The 13,588-nt window shown below is 73.3% G+C and carries 13 protein-coding genes; 10 read left to right on the top strand and 3 right to left on the bottom strand.

All coding sequences use genetic code 11. The features are described 5' to 3' along the window. Positions 1-91: 91 nt before the first annotated feature. From ACS04_RS15905 to ACS04_RS15885, 5 genes are all read left to right on the top strand, one after another. Positions 92-1,369 (top strand): NAD(P)/FAD-dependent oxidoreductase, encoded by a 1,278-nt coding sequence (locus ACS04_RS15905; RefSeq protein ID WP_048477251.1) that lies wholly within the window; start codon positions 92-94, stop codon positions 1,367-1,369. Between the two features lie 255 nt (positions 1,370-1,624). After that, positions 1,625-2,881 carry an NAD(P)/FAD-dependent oxidoreductase gene (locus ACS04_RS38895; RefSeq protein WP_048477250.1) on the top strand — a complete coding sequence of 419 codons (1,257 nt, stop codon included), beginning with the start codon at positions 1,625-1,627 and terminating at the stop codon, positions 2,879-2,881. Further along, positions 2,878-3,651, top strand: coding sequence for a DUF1365 domain-containing protein (locus ACS04_RS15895; protein WP_078864808.1), 774 nt, complete (start codon positions 2,878-2,880; stop codon positions 3,649-3,651). Before ACS04_RS38895 ends, ACS04_RS15895 begins: the two co-directional genes overlap by 4 nt. A 2-nt stretch (positions 3,652-3,653) precedes the next feature. Then, entirely contained in the window at positions 3,654-5,006 is a 1,353-nt protein-coding gene (locus ACS04_RS15890; RefSeq protein WP_078864822.1) for a class I SAM-dependent methyltransferase, read from the top strand. 56 nt (positions 5,007-5,062) lie between these two features. Continuing rightward, complete coding sequence (locus tag ACS04_RS15885) at positions 5,063-5,818, top strand: DUF1295 domain-containing protein (RefSeq protein WP_078864824.1); 756 nt, start codon at positions 5,063-5,065, stop codon at positions 5,816-5,818. Positions 5,819-5,842: 24 nt separating this feature from the next. On the opposite strand, the gene ACS04_RS15880 is transcribed toward ACS04_RS15885, so the two are convergent. Together ACS04_RS15880 and ACS04_RS15875 are read right to left on the bottom strand one after the other, a co-directional pair. Beyond that, entirely contained in the window at positions 5,843-6,838 is a 996-nt protein-coding gene (locus ACS04_RS15880) for a MerR family transcriptional regulator (protein WP_245236412.1), read from the bottom strand. Positions 6,839-6,992: 154 nt separating this feature from the next. Beyond that, positions 6,993-7,340: a VOC family protein gene (locus tag ACS04_RS15875; RefSeq protein WP_048477248.1), complete on the bottom strand. Its 348-nt coding sequence runs from the start codon at positions 7,338-7,340 to the stop codon at positions 6,993-6,995. A gap of 169 nt (positions 7,341-7,509) precedes the next feature. On the opposite strand from ACS04_RS15875, the gene ACS04_RS15870 reads away from it, so the two are divergent. Further along, positions 7,510-8,085, top strand: coding sequence for a Dps family protein (locus ACS04_RS15870; protein ID WP_048477247.1), 576 nt, complete (start codon positions 7,510-7,512; stop codon positions 8,083-8,085). 57 nt (positions 8,086-8,142) lie between these two features. On the opposite strand, the gene ACS04_RS15865 is transcribed toward ACS04_RS15870, so the two are convergent. Then, positions 8,143-8,634, bottom strand: a complete 492-nt coding sequence (locus tag ACS04_RS15865; RefSeq protein WP_048477246.1) for a MarR family winged helix-turn-helix transcriptional regulator — start codon at positions 8,632-8,634, stop codon at positions 8,143-8,145. Positions 8,635-8,733: 99 nt separating this feature from the next. Between ACS04_RS15865 and ACS04_RS15860 the strand changes: the two genes are divergently transcribed. The 4 genes from ACS04_RS15860 (at position 8,734) to ACS04_RS15845 (ending at position 13,584) form a co-directional block, all read left to right on the top strand. Next, positions 8,734-9,915 (top strand): PP2C family protein-serine/threonine phosphatase, encoded by a 1,182-nt coding sequence (locus ACS04_RS15860; RefSeq protein ID WP_048477245.1) that lies wholly within the window; start codon positions 8,734-8,736, stop codon positions 9,913-9,915. A gap of 35 nt (positions 9,916-9,950) precedes the next feature. Next, positions 9,951-10,472 carry a MarR family winged helix-turn-helix transcriptional regulator gene (locus tag ACS04_RS15855; protein WP_048477244.1) on the top strand — a complete coding sequence of 174 codons (522 nt, stop codon included), beginning with the start codon at positions 9,951-9,953 and terminating at the stop codon, positions 10,470-10,472. 185 nt (positions 10,473-10,657) lie between these two features. Further along, positions 10,658-11,953, top strand: coding sequence for a PP2C family protein-serine/threonine phosphatase (locus ACS04_RS15850; RefSeq protein ID WP_078864805.1), 1,296 nt, complete (start codon positions 10,658-10,660; stop codon positions 11,951-11,953). 104 nt (positions 11,954-12,057) lie between these two features. Then, on the top strand, positions 12,058-13,584 hold the full coding sequence (locus ACS04_RS15845) for a sensor histidine kinase (RefSeq protein WP_048477282.1): 1,527 nt from the start codon (positions 12,058-12,060) through the stop codon (positions 13,582-13,584). The last annotated feature ends 4 nt before the right edge of the window (positions 13,585-13,588 follow it).

The following is a 13,588-nucleotide window of genomic DNA, read 5'->3' as shown; positions in this document are numbered from 1 at the left end:
CCGGTGGGCGCGCCGTGCCCGGCGCCGAGAGGGGACTGGCGTAGCGTGGACAGCCCGCGAACCACCCCGTCCGGCAAGGAGTGACAAGGCCATGCGGAAGCCCGACGGCAGCGACGCGGAGGTGGTGGTCGTCGGCGCGGGCGTCGCCGGACTGGCCTGCGCGGCGGACCTCGTCGCAGCCGGAGTACGGGTGCGGCTGCTGGAGGCGTCGGACGCCCCCGGTGGCAGGGTGGCGACGGACCGGGTGCGCGGTTTCACGACGGACCGGGGGTTCCAGGTGTTCAACACCGCCTACCCGCAGGTCAAACGCCGCATTGACCTGCGGGCCCTGAGGCTGCGGCCGTTCACGCCGGGAGTGCTGGTGCACACCGGCGACGGTCTGCGCCGGTTCACCGACCCCACCCGCCGGCTCCGGGACAGCCGCGACCTCCTGCCGGGCCGCCTGGCCACGGCCCGCGACCTCGCGGCGCTGGGAGTGATGTCGGCCCGCGACATGCTGGCCCCCGCCGCGCGTCTGCGCGGGAGCCGGCGGGACGGCACCACGCTCACCGCACTGGCCGAGGCCGGCTTCTCGCCCGCCTTCGTGGAGACCTTCTTCCGGCCCTTCCTGTCCGGGGTCTTCCTGGAGGACGAACTGGAGACCTCCGCCCGCTTCTTCCACCTCGTATGGCGCACGATGTTGCGCGGCACCCTCTGCCTCCCCGCGGACGGCATCGGCGCCGTCCCCGCCCAGCTCGCCGCAGCCCTACCCGGCTCGGTGCTGCGCACGGCCACCTCGGTCGCCTCCCTGACGCCGGAAGGCGTCCTCCTGGCGGACGGCACCGACCTCGCGGCCGCCGCGGTCGTCGTCGCCACCGGGCAGAGCGCCGCCGCACGGCTGCTCCCGGGCCTGTCCGTACCGCGGGCTCGAACCGTCACCACCCTGTACCACGCCGCCGAGCGTTCGCCGCTGGCCGAGCCCACCCTGGTGATCGACGGCAGTCGGCGCTTCCTGAACACCTGCGTGCTCACCGAACTCCATCCCGGCTACTCCGGCGACGGGCGGGCGCTGGTGTCCACCTCCGTCCTCGGTGCGCCCGGGCCGGCGGAGGAGGCGGCCGTGCGCGTGGCCCTCGGCCACGTGTACGGCGCCGACACCGGGGGCTGGGAAGCCGTTCACCGGGTCACGGTCCGCGACGCCCTCCCCGCCATGACCCCGCCCTGGCCGCTCTCACGGAGCACCCGCTTCTCCCCGGGCCGCTACGTCTGCGGTGACCACCGCGCGACGGGCTCACTGCAGGGCGCCATGGCCTCCGGCGCCCGCGCCGCCCGCGAGGTCCTGAGCGACCTGCGCGCGCGTACGCGTACGCAGCCCCGCCCCGGCGCCTGACCACCCGCCTCCCGATCGTCACCCCGCTGAGCCGTCACGCCCCGGCGTGCCCGCAGGCACGACCGCACCCCATGATTCGATGCAGAACCGGTGCGAGTTGAGGCGAGGGCTCGCCCCGGCGCAGGCTCGGACGGCCGGAAGCGAGCGGCCCGACCCATCCGGGAGGGCGTCCGCTCCGAATCGGAATCCGAGGGGCGCACTGAGTGCGCGGGTCGCGCGAGTTGCGCGGGTTCCGTCAAGCACGAGAGGGAGACCATGAGTGGGCGCAGCATCGCCGTGGTGGGGGCGGGTGTCGCAGGCCTGTCGGCCGCGTACGTGCTCTCGCGCGGGCGTGACGTGGTTCTGTACGAGGCGGACGACCGGCTCGGGGGCCACGCCCACACCCGTCACCTGCCGGCCCGCGGGGGCGGCACCGTCGGCGTGGACACCGGGTTCATCGTCCACAACGAGCGCACGTACCCGCATCTCCTGCGGCTGTTCCGGGAGTTGGGCGTGGCCACGCAGGACGCCGAGATGAGCATGTCCGTCCGCTGCGACGGCTGCGGCCTCCAGTACGCGGGCGCGCGTGGCCCGTCCGGTCTGCTCGGTGGCGACAACCTCCGGCGCGGCAGGTACCTGCGGATGATCGCCGAGGTGCCGCGCTTCCACCGGGCCGCCCGCCGTCTCCTCGCCTCCGGCGACGAGACGGCCACCCTCGGCTCCTTCCTGCAACGCGGCGGATTCACCGAGTACTTCACCGGGCACTTCGCGCTGCCCCTCGTCTCCGCGGTCTGGTCCTGTCCGCCGGACACGGCGCTGGAGTACCCGGCGGCCTACCTGTTCCGGTTCCTGGAGAACCACGGTCTGCTGTCCGTCACCGGCTCCCCGCAGTGGAAGACGGTGACCGGAGGCTCCTGCGTCTACGTGGAGAAGGTCGCCAAGGCGCTGTTCTCCGTGCGGACGAACACCCCCGTCCGCGCGGTCGAGCGCGGTACGGACCACGTCCGCGTGACGACCGACGACGGCGAGGCCACCGACCACGCCGCCGTCGTCATCGCCGTCCACCCCGATCAGGCCCTGCGCATCCTCGCGGACGCCACGCCCGACGAACGCAGGGTCCTCGGGGCGTTCACGTACTCCCGGAACCCCACCGTCCTGCACCGGGACACCTCGGTGCTGCCCACTCAGCCGCACGCCCGCGCAGGATGGAACTACTGGCTGCCGTCGTGCCGCTCCCGCCCCGGGACGGTGCAGGTCAGCTACGACATGAACCGCCTGCAGAGGCTCGCGGGGGACGAGCCGCACATCGTCACCCTGAACGAGGACGGCCGCGTCGACGAGGGCACGGTCATCGCCCGCACTGCCTACGAACACCCCGTCTACACGCGCGACTCCGTCGCCGCGCAGCGCGAACTGCCCGGCCTTGCCACCTCGGTGACGGCCTTCGCCGGTGCCTACCACGGCTGGGGGTTCCACGAGGACGGCTGCCGCTCCGGCGTCGAAGCGGCCCGGACCCTGGGGGTGAACTGGTGACCCCCGCGCCCGCGATCCCGTCGCCCGCGATCACCGCGACCGCGATCCCCTCGATCTACGCCTGCGAGGTCGCGCACGTCCGCACCGCGCCGCTGCGCCACTCCCTGCGCCGGCGCACCTATCTGTGGCTGGTCGACATCGACGACCTGCCGCGCCTGCCCCGGTTCCTGCGCCCCCTCGCCCGCTTCGACGCCCGCGACCACTTCGGCGGCCGGGCTCCCAGCATCCGGGCCGGACTGGACGCCTTCCTGGCGCGGCAGGGGGTGACGGACGCCGACGGACGCGTCCTGATGCTCGCCCACGCCAGGGTCTTCAACCACGTGTTCAACCCGCTGACCGTGTACTGGTGCCACGACCGCGCCGGGCGCCAGGTGTGCGTGGTCGCCGAGGTGCACAACACGTACGGCGGCCGCCACTGCTACCTGCTGAGGCCCGACGCGAAGGACAGGGCCGACGCCGCCAAGACCTTCTACGTGTCCCCCTTCTTCGACGTCGAGGGCTCCTACCGGATGCGCCTGCCGCTGCCGGCCGAACGGCTCGGCCTCAGCATCCAGTTGCGGCACGAGGACGGCAGCCGTCCCCTGACCGCCACGGTCCGCGGCCGCCGCCGCCCGGCCGACGCGGCGGGCCTGCTGGCCGCGGCGCTCAGCCACCCGTGGTCGACGCTCGCCGTCACCCTCGGCATCCGCTGGCACGGCGTACGTCTCTATCTCAAGGGGCTTCCCGTCCGTCCCCGACCCGTTCATCCCACTTGTGAGGGCATGCTGTGACCATCTCGCCGCCGTCGATCCGAACCGCGTGCACGACCAGCGACGGCACGCCCGCAGGCGCGGGCCCGGGCGCAGGCGCCGACGGGTGCCCCGCGCCCGTCGATCCGGCACGCTGGCCCGATGTCGCCCGCCTTCCCCGATCCTCGGCCCTTCGGACCGCGCTCGCCCGGCGGATCGTCGAGAACGCCCTGGCCAAGACCCCGTTGCGGATACGGCAGGAGGGCCGACGGCCCGCCGGGACGTCCCCGTACGACGACGGCCGTCCCGGGGCCCCGACCCTGCACCTGCACGATCCGGCCGCCTTCCACCGCCGGATCGGAGCGGACGGCCTCATCGGCTTCGGCGAGTCGTACATGGCCGGCGAGTGGGATGCCGACGACCTCGTCGCCGCGCTCACGATCCTGGCCGCCCGCGTGGACGCCCTCGTCCCCGCGCCCCTGCGCCGGCTCCGGGGCGCCTGGGTCCACCGGCGTCCCGCCCTCGAACGCAACACCCCGGACGGGGCCCGCGACAACGTCAGCCGTCATTACGACCTGTCGAACGATCTGTTCGCCCTGTTCCTCGATCCGAGCCTGACCTACTCCTCGGCCGTCTTCCGCGCGCTGCCCGCCGCGCCCGGCGACCTCACCGCCGCCCAGCACCGCAAGATCGACCGGCTCCTCGACCTCGCCCGCGTCGGCCCCGGCACCCGCCTGCTGGAGATCGGCACGGGCTGGGGCGAACTCGCCCTGCGCGCCGCGGCCCGAGGCGCCGAGGTCCTGACCGTGACCCTCTCCGCCGAGCAGCGCGACCTCGCCGTACGGCGGATCGCCGCCGCGGGACTGGGCGACCGGGTCACCGTCGAGCTGTGCGACTACCGGCAGGTCCGGGGCAGCTTCGACGCGGTCGTCAGCGTCGAGATGATCGAGGCGGTCGGCGCCGAGTACTGGCCCGTGTACTTCGCGGCGCTGCGCCGACTGGTCGCACCCGGCGGCAGCGTGGCGCTGCAGGCCATCACCATGCCGCACGCGGGCATGCTCAACACGGCCCGCACGCACACCTGGATCAGCAAGTACGTGTTCCCCGGCGGGCTCATCCCCTCGCGGGAGGCCATCACCCGGGAGAGCGCCGCCGCGGGCCTGCGCATCACCGAGGACACCGGGTACGGCGACCACTACGCGGAAACCCTGCGGCTGTGGCGGGAGGAGTTCCTGCGCCAGTCCGAGGCCGTCACCGCGCTCGGCTTCGACCGGGTGTTCCAGCGCATGTGGGAGCTGTACCTGGCGTACTCCGAGGCGGGCTTCCGCTCGCACTACCTCGACGTGCGCCAGATCCGCCTGGTGGCAGACGGGCCCGTTTCCGGGAGGCAGCGGTGAACTGGAGCGCGCTGGCGGTCAACCTCGCAGCCTCGGCCGGTGCGGCCCTCGCCGTAATGCTCGCCTTCTTCGCGATCTCGTTCCGCGTCGGGGTCCACCGGATCGTGGACATCGCCTGGGGCGTCGCGTTCGCCGCCGTCGCCCTCGTCACCTTGCCCCTGTCCGCGGGTTACGGGGACGACCTGCGCAGGTTCCTCGTCGTGGCGGCCACCTGCGTCTGGGGGCTGCGGCTCGCGCTGCACATCGCACGCCGCGCCCGCGGCCACGGCGAAGACCCCCGCTACGCCAAGATGCTCGCACGCGCACCCGGCAGCCCCGCCTGGTACGCACTGCGCAAGGTCTACCTCCTCCAGGGGGCCCTCGTCTGGATCGTCTCGCTGCCCGTGCAGGCCGCCGCCTACCTGCCCGAGGGCCCCGACGCCCTCCTGGTGCTCGGCCTCGTACTGTGGGCGGCCGGCCTGGGCTTCGAGGCGGTGGGCGACCGCCAGCTCGCCCGCTTCAAGTCCGACCCCGCCAACCGGGGCCGGATCATGGACCGGGGCCTGTGGGCCTGGACCAGGCACCCGAACTACTTCGGCGACTTCCTCGTCTGGTGGGGTCTGTACCTGACGGCGTGCGCGACCTGGCAGACGGCGGCCCTCACCCTCGTCTCACCGCTGGCCATGACGGGGCTGCTCGTCTGGGGGAGCGGCAAACGGCTCCTGGAAGCCCACATGGCCGACCGCCCCGGCTACGCCGAGTACAAGGCCCGTACCAGCGGATTCCTGCCCCGTCCCCCGCGCGCCACCCCAGTGGCGCGGGGGACCCGGTGACCGCCACCGGGCGTCGGACACCCTCTAGGAGGTAGAGGTACGGCAGTGCCGGCCGATGACGTCCAGTGCCTCTCGCAGACCGGCCGGGCAGAGCATGCCCGGAGCCGCGGGGCGGTTGGCCCAGCCGGGCCCGGCCAGCACCACCAGCGGGCGGGTCCGGGCTCCCTTGATCCCGAACCCGGTGTTGGCGACCATGCGGGCCAGCGCGGGGCTGGCGGTGTGGCGCGACTGGGACCACAACACCACGGCGGACGGTCCCATGCGCCGTACGGCGGCGTTCAGGGCCCCCGCCGGCACGTCCGCGCCCAGCATGCGCATCGGCAGCCCGCGCTCGGCGAGGCCCGCCGCGAGCGCTTCCAGGGGAAGCGTGTGCTGCTCGCCGGGAACGCAGGACAGCAGCACCGGCGCCGCCTCGGAGGACGTCGCCGGGGAGGAGGCGATGCGTCTGAGGGCCGTGGAGATGTGCCAGGAGAGCAGGTGCTCCACCTCGACGTAGCGTTCGTCCGTGGACTCCCACTTGCGACCGACGGCGTGGAGGGTCGGCGCCATGACCTCCTCCCAGCCGGTCACCAGCCCGTGGGCGGCCACCAGCTCCGTGAGGAGTCTGTCCATGGTCGGGCCGTCCAGCCGGACGGCCGCGCGGGCCAGGCCCCTGAATTCGTACCTGACCTCACCGAGCGGCAGGCCGTTGCCCGAACCCGGGGAGCGGCCTCGCCGCACACTGTCCGCGGGCTGCGGCGCCGGTTCGGCGGGCGCGGGCGCCGAACTCGCGTCCGGAGGCCGTCCGGCCCGGGAGAGGGCGGCGCCGGCCGCCTCCGCCGGTGGTACGCCGGACGTGGTGAGCCGGCACATCTCCTCCAGCATCGCGATGTCCTCGGGCGCCCAGCGCCGGTGCCGGCCGCCCTCGCGGACCGAGGGTCCGATGCCGTACCTGCGGTCCCAGGACCGCAGCGTGGTGGGTGACACGCCGAGGCGCCGGGCCACGGCTCCGGTCGTCAGGCGGTACGGCGAATCAGACACGGCACGGACCTCCCTGCCGACACCGGCCACGATCGCCCACGGCATCCGCCGCGCCCGGCCCACCCATGTCCACGCTCCTCTCGGCACATCCGCCTCTCACCCCTACTTCGGAGCCCACCGTCCCGCCGGATGCAGGCGGGGCCGGTCGGGGGCGTCAGCGGTGGGCCAGTACGTTGACGACCCGGCCGTTGGGGTCGCGGACGAAGAACCGCCGCACGCCCCATTCCTCGTCCGTCAGGGGATGGACGATCTCGGCTCCGCCGTCCCGCATGGCCGCGTAGGCCGCGTCCACGTCGTCCACCTCGACGCTCATGTCGGGGATGACCGGGGCGGTCTCGTCACGGGTCATGAAGCTGATCTGGGCCGCGGGACTGGCCGGCGAGGCGAGCGTCATGATCCAGCCGTGATTCATGACCTCCTCGAAACCCAGGCGGCCGTAGAACTCCCGGCTGTCCTGCGCAGCCTCGGACTGGATGTTGGGCACGACACGGCGAACGGTCATCGACGACTCCGGTGCGAAGGAATGGGACGGTCACGCGGCCATGGTCACCGCCCTCGCCTACCGAGTAGATCACGGCGGTAGGACAGCGGGGACAATCGGCACATGACCGTCGCCGGTCGGGGCATGCGAGGGGACAAGACAAGATCCACTCGTGATCGGGAGACGAACCATGAACGCAAAGCAGCAGGCCGCCCCGTACACCGTGCCCGGCATCGAGGCCGGGGACGCGCGGAAGGTCGTGGACCTCCTGCAAGAGCGGCTGCACGCGCTGAACGATCTGCACCTGACCCTCAAGCACGTGCACTGGAACGTCGTCGGTCCCCACTTCATCGCCGTCCACGAGATGCTCGATCCGCAGGTGGACGCGGTCCGGGAGATGGCCGACACCACCGCGGAGCGCATCGCGGCGCTCGGCGGCGTACCGGTCGGTACACCGGGCGCCATCGTCGCCGCGCGGACCTGGGACGACTACGACGTGGGGCGGGCCGACGCCGTGGCCCACCTGGGCGCCCTCGACCTGGTCTACACGGGGCTGATCGAGGACCACCGGCGGGCGATGAAGGCCACGGACGACCTGGACCTGGTCACCCAGGACATGCTCATCGGCCAGCTGGCACGCCTGGAGCAGTTCCAGTGGTTCGTACGGGCCCACCTGGAGTCCGGCGGCGGCCGCCTCAGCACCGAGGGAGCCCACACCCTGCGGGAGGCGGCCGGCCGGGCATCCGGCGAGCCGGAGACCGCCTGAGCCCGCGCGCGTCCGCTCCGCCTGACCCGGAGCCGGCAACGGTTCGGGTCAGGCGCGTCAGGCGGTCCGGGGAGGCTGCGACGGGAGCCTGAGAGGGGTCGTCACCGCCGAGCAGAAACCGACCAGACCCGCTGCCAGAGCAGTGCGGGAGGCCGGCGACATCGCGGCCATCGCCCTCGCCAGGGCCTCCTGCCGGCTCGCGCGCAGCCGTTCGAGGTACGCCCGCCCGCCGGGCGTCAGCCGCAGCAGCACCTCGCGCCGGTCGTCGGACCCGGGGTGCCGTTCGAGGAACCCGACGGCTTGGAGGCGGTCGCACAAGCGGGTGACGGACGGCGGGGCCGCCTCCAGCAGCCTGCCCAGCTCGCGCAGGTTCATCTCACCGTTGCCGTCCACCAGGAACAGCACCCTGGCCTGGGCGGACGAGACGGGCGGGGCGCTGACCGTGTCGCGGCTCCGCTCCCAGACCACCTCCAGCAACTCGATCAGCTCGCTCATTTCCGCCACCGCCGGTTCGGCGGGCCTGGGAGAGCCGATCGGACGCTGACTCATGTGACACTCCCTACCGGGCTTACGGGCCGGCTGTCCCACCGAACCGGCGGCTTCGTGGTCCCCCATCTTTACAGCTGGAGAGAGGCAGGTGGCGGTCCGGTGGCAGGAGGCGACACAGTGGAGCGCGAGCTGAGGGACGCGGCCCCGCACGAGCTGTTCGCAACCGTCCGTCACGTCCTGACCCGCGAACACGGGGCGCGGAGCGCCGAACTCCTGATGGCGGACTACGCCTCGGCACGGCTCCAGCCCGTCACGGCGCAGCCCTTCACCGCCGAGTCCGTCTCGGCGCTCGACGGCCCGCAGGGGCGGGCCTTCGGCTCGCAGCAGCCCCACGTCGCCGACCAGGGCGACGGAGTCGCCGTCCACCTGCCGGTGAGCGTGCGCGGCGACCGGCTGGGGGTCCTGAGCGTCCACTACGCGCAGGGCGCGTACGAGTCCGCACTCCTCGGCCCGCTCCAGGACGTGGCGGCCGCGCTGGCCCACGAGATCCTCGTCGCCGACCGTGACACCGACGTCTTCCTGCAGGCACGGCGGACCAAACGGCTCACCCTGGCCGCCGAGATGCAGTGGCAGCTGCTTCCCGGACGCTCGTGCTCCCGGACCGAGTACGAACTCGGCGCCCAGCTGGAGCCCGCCTACGCCATCTACGGCGACTGTTTCGACTGGTCGGCTTCCGCGGACCACCTGACCCTGACCGTGAACAACGGCATGGGCGAGGGCATCGACGCGGCCCTGCTCACCAGTCTCGCCGTCGGCGCCCTGCGCAACGCCCGGCGGGCCGGACTCGGCCTCGAAGACCAGGCCGCCCTGGCCGACCAGGCCCTTTACGGCCAGTACCGGGGAAGTCTGCACCTGCCGATGCTGCTGCTCCGCTTCGCCCTGGCGACGGGCGAGGTCGAGGTCATCGACGCCGGATCGCCGCGCCTGTGGCGCCTGCGCGGGGGAGCGGTGGAGCAGGTCCCGCTCGAAGCGCAGCTTCCGCTCGGCATGTTCGAGGACACCATCTACACCTGCCAGCGCTTGCGGGTACTGCCGGGAGACCGGCTGTTCTTCCTCAGCGACGGCGTGTACGACGTCATGTCCCCGGCCGGGGAGCCCTACAGCCTGAACGCGCTGAGCCGGGCCGTCCTGGACACCCGGCTGCTGCCGCCCTCACAGGTGCCCCGCGCGCTCCTGGAGCGGCTCGACGGGCACCGCGGCGGCGTCGAGGCGGCCGACGACGCCCTGGTCGTCTGTCTCGACTGGCACGGCCGGGCCGGTACGGAGCAGGGCGAGCCGTAGCAGCGGCCCCGGCGGGAGGGTGGCACAGTGGGGGAATGCCCCGACCCGGCCCGGCCAGCGCGCCCGAGGATCCTGCCGCGGCGCTCGGCGCCGCGGCGGAGCTCCTCGCGCTCCTGCAAGCCCGGGGCCAGGACGGAGCGTCCGCGGCCGTCTCCCCCTCCCAGCTTCGGGCGCTGCTCGCCGTCGAGGGCGCCGAGGGCATCAACCTGCGCGCCCTGGGCGCCGTGCTCGGCTCGAGCCCGCCGTCGGTCACCCGGCTCTGCGACCGGATGGAGGCCATGGGGCTGCTGACCCGCTCGCCGCACCCGAGCAGCCGGCGCGAGGTGGAGCTGCGCCTGACGCCCCGGGGCCGCGCCGTGGTGGGCGAGCACCGGGCCATCCGTGCGCGTGCGGTGTCGGCGGTGCTCGCCCGGATGGCACCGGAGGCGGTGGACGCCCTGGTGACGGGCGTGGCAGCCTTCCGGGAGGCGGCCGCGGCCCTGTTCCCTGTGGGCCGGCCCGCCGGCCCGCCGCCCGGCGGGCCCCGGGACTCGGCGCGGGTCGCGGACACCCCCTGAGGCGAGCGGTCCCCGGGGCGGGTCCCCGCGCCCTTGCCAAGGAGGGCATAATCATTGAGTTCGTAAAACATTGCCTCACGGCAATGATCATTCTACGCTTGTACGGCGCTACCGGGCGTCCGGCGGGCGTCCGCTTCCAACGCTGACGTCCGCTTCCTGCGGTGAGAAGGGACAGACGCGACGCCATGGCGAGCACTCTTGGGCTGGGGCCACCGCACCCCGCCGCCGGCACGCCACCGCAGCAGGCGGTGAACCCGCCCCGGCCGGCCTCTTCCGTGGAGGCGGAAGACTCCCTGGCGCTGTGGGACGGTGTGCCGCCGTACGTGCTGCTCATCGAAGACGACGAGGGCGACGCCGTCCTCGTCGGGGAACTCGTGGAGGACAGCGGGATAGACGTCCGCCTCGGCCGGGCCTCGTCCCTCGCCGAGGCCCTGCGCCTGATGCGGGCCGAGGCGCCCGAGTGCGTCCTGCTCGACCTGCACCTGCCCGACGCCCAGGGCCTGGAAGGCCTGACGAAGGTCCTCGCGGTCTCCGCCGAGGTCGCCGTCGTCGTCCTGACCGGACTGTCGGAGGAACGGGCCGGGCTGACCGCCGTCGCGGCGGGGGCCCAGGACTACCTGATCAAGGGCCGTCTGGAGCCCGACGTCTTCATCCGGGCCATCCGGTACGCGATCCAGCGCAAGCGCACCGAACTGGCGGCCGTCGCCCTGGAAGCGGGCAGACTCCGCGCCGAGGAGAACGCACGCCTCGAACGGGGCCTGTTGCCCACGCCCCTGCTGCTCGATGCTCCTGTCGACACCGTCTCCGTCTGCGCCCGCTACCACCCCGGTCGCGCCCAGACACTGCTCGGCGGGGACTTCTACGACGTCGTCCAGACCCCCGACGGAGCGACGCACGCCGTCGTCGGCGACGTCTCGGGCCACGGCCCGAGCGAGGCGGCGCTCGGGGTGTGCCTGCGCGTGGCCTGGCGGTCCTTCGTCATGGCCGGCGCCCGCGGCGCCGAACTGCTCGGTCTGCTGGAGCGGATCCTGCTGGCGGAGCGCTCCGGCCCGGAGATCTTCGCCACACTCGTCTCCCTCACCCGCCCGCCCGGCGCCGACGCCGTCTCCGTGCAGCGCGCCGGCCACCCGGGCTTCCTGGTCCGCTCCCCGGCCGGCGTGGAACTGTGCACCGTCCCCGGCGGCCCGGCGCTGGGGATCATTCCCGGCTGGGGCCCCGGCTGGCCCGTCACCGACGTCCCGGTGGAGGCGGGCGGCGCCGTGATGCTTTTCACGGACGGCCTGATCGAAGGCCGCATCGGGCCCGGCTCCGACCGCCTCGACGAAGCCGGCCTCCTCGACCTTGCCCGGCGCCACACCCACCTGCCCGCCGAAACCTTCGTCGACACCCTCATCCAGGCGGCGCAGGGCCTCGCCGCGGACTGGGGCGGCCTGGCCGACGACGTCGCCGTACTGCACCTCGAATGGAACGCATCCACGTGACCTCTCCCGCAGAACCGACGCCAGGGCCCGCAGGACGGGCCCCGGACCGCCGCGGGCCGAGCCTGCAGGCCTGGCTGACCACCGTGCTCGTCGTGCTGGCCCTCATGATCGTCGGTACGGGCGCCCTCGGCGCGGTCCTCCTCTCGCGCACCACCACGGCCGGCAACCGGCTCGTCGACGGGATCCTGCCCGCACAGCGGGACGCGCTGCGGCTGGAGAGCTCCCTGCTCGACCAGGAGACCGGGATCCGCGGCTACCTTCTGGCCAAGGAGCCCGAGCTCCTGGAACCGTACAAGCGGGGCCTGGTGAACCAGCGGACGGCCTCCGAGCACCTGTCGACGCTCCTCGACGACGACTCCGGCGTACGCGAGGACCTCGCGGCCGTGGAGGACGCCGCCCGCGTCTGGCGCGAGCAGTTCGCGAACCCCGCCCTCGCCTCCGTGGACACCGGCGCCGCCCCGCCCTCGCTCCAAACCGGAAAGGACCGCTTCGACGAGGTCCGCCGACGGATTACGGCCCAGCAGGAGCGCCTGGACCGCATCCAGGCCGAGGCCCGCACCACCTTCGGTGACGCGCGAAAGCAGCGCGACCACATCCTCCTCGCGATCGTCGTGGCCTTCCTGCTGGCCGCCGCCGCTCTCGCGGTCCTCCTCCACGTGGGCGTACTACGGCCGCTCGCCGAGGTGCGGACGGCCTCGCGCCGCGTCGCGGACGGGGCCTTCGAGGAGGAGATCCCGCTGCGCGGTCCCTCCGACCTGCGAGATCTGGCCAGCGCCGTCGAGGCCATGCGGCACCGGACCGTCGCGGAGCTGAACCTGTCCCGGCGCAATGCCGAGCGACTCGACCGGACGGCCGCGGAACTCGACGCGCAGGCGGTGGAGCTGCGCCGCTCCAACGCCGAGCTGGAGCAGTTCGCGTACGTGGCTTCCCACGACCTCCAGGAACCGCTGCGCAAGGTGGCCTCCTTCTGCCAGCTGCTGGAGAAGCGCTACGGGGACCAGCTCGATGCCCGCGCCTCCCAGTACATCGCCTTCGCCGTGGACGGTGCCAAGCGGATGCAGGTGCTGATCAACGACCTGCTGGACTTCTCCCGCGTGGGCCGCGTCCAGGACGCGCGCGAAACGGTCCCGCTGGATGACCCGCTGGACAGGGCGCTGCGCAACCTGGCCGCCGCCGTCGAGGAGAGCGGCGCCGAGATCGTCCGGCCCGAGCGGCTCCCGGACGTGGTGGGCGATCCCACGCTCCTGACCATGCTCTTCCAGAACCTGGTGGGCAACGCGGTCAAGTTCCGCTCGCCGGACCGCCCCGCGCGCGTGGAGGTCGAGCTGGTCGAGGACCCCGGAACGGAACCGGGGTTCGCCGCCTTCGCCGTCACGGACAACGGCATCGGCGTACCGGCGGAGTTCGCCGAGAAGGTGTTCGTCATCTTCCAGCGGCTGCACGCCCGGGAGACCTACGGCGGAACCGGCATCGGTCTCGCGCTCTGCAAGAAGATCGTCGAGCACGCCGGCGGCCGCATCGGGATCGACACCGCCCACGAGGTGGGCACCCGGATCGTCTTCACCCTCCCCGTCGCCACCGCCGCGCCGGTCCCCGTACCTGCCCAGGCACCTACCGAAGGAACCCTGTGACGAG

Source organism: Streptomyces roseus, assembly GCF_001044425.1.
Taxonomy (GTDB): Bacteria; Actinomycetota; Actinomycetes; order Streptomycetales; family Streptomycetaceae; genus Streptomyces; species Streptomyces roseus.
This window is presented reverse-complemented; position numbering and strand designations above follow the sequence as displayed.

What these genes read in the sequence shown, in the direction of transcription:
- ACS04_RS15845 (WP_048477282.1), top strand. Translation starts at nt 12,058, where the DNA reads ATGATCGTCGGTACGGGCGCCCTCGGCGCGGTCCTCCTCTCGCGCACC.
- ACS04_RS15885 (WP_078864824.1), top strand. Translation starts at nt 5,063, where the DNA reads ATGCTCGCCTTCTTCGCGATCTCGTTCCGCGTCGGGGTCCACCGGATC.
- ACS04_RS38895 (WP_048477250.1), top strand. Translation starts at nt 1,625, where the DNA reads ATGAGTGGGCGCAGCATCGCCGTGGTGGGGGCGGGTGTCGCAGGCCTG.
- ACS04_RS15870 (WP_048477247.1), top strand. Translation starts at nt 7,510, where the DNA reads ATGAACGCAAAGCAGCAGGCCGCCCCGTACACCGTGCCCGGCATCGAG.
- ACS04_RS15905 (WP_048477251.1), top strand. Translation starts at nt 92, where the DNA reads ATGCGGAAGCCCGACGGCAGCGACGCGGAGGTGGTGGTCGTCGGCGCG.
- ACS04_RS15875 (WP_048477248.1), bottom strand. Translation starts at nt 7,340, where the DNA reads ATGACCGTTCGCCGTGTCGTGCCCAACATCCAGTCCGAGGCTGCGCAG.
- ACS04_RS15855 (WP_048477244.1), top strand. Translation starts at nt 9,951, where the DNA reads ATGCCCCGACCCGGCCCGGCCAGCGCGCCCGAGGATCCTGCCGCGGCG.
- ACS04_RS15850 (WP_078864805.1), top strand. Translation starts at nt 10,658, where the DNA reads ATGGCGAGCACTCTTGGGCTGGGGCCACCGCACCCCGCCGCCGGCACG.
- ACS04_RS15865 (WP_048477246.1), bottom strand. Translation starts at nt 8,634, where the DNA reads ATGAGTCAGCGTCCGATCGGCTCTCCCAGGCCCGCCGAACCGGCGGTG.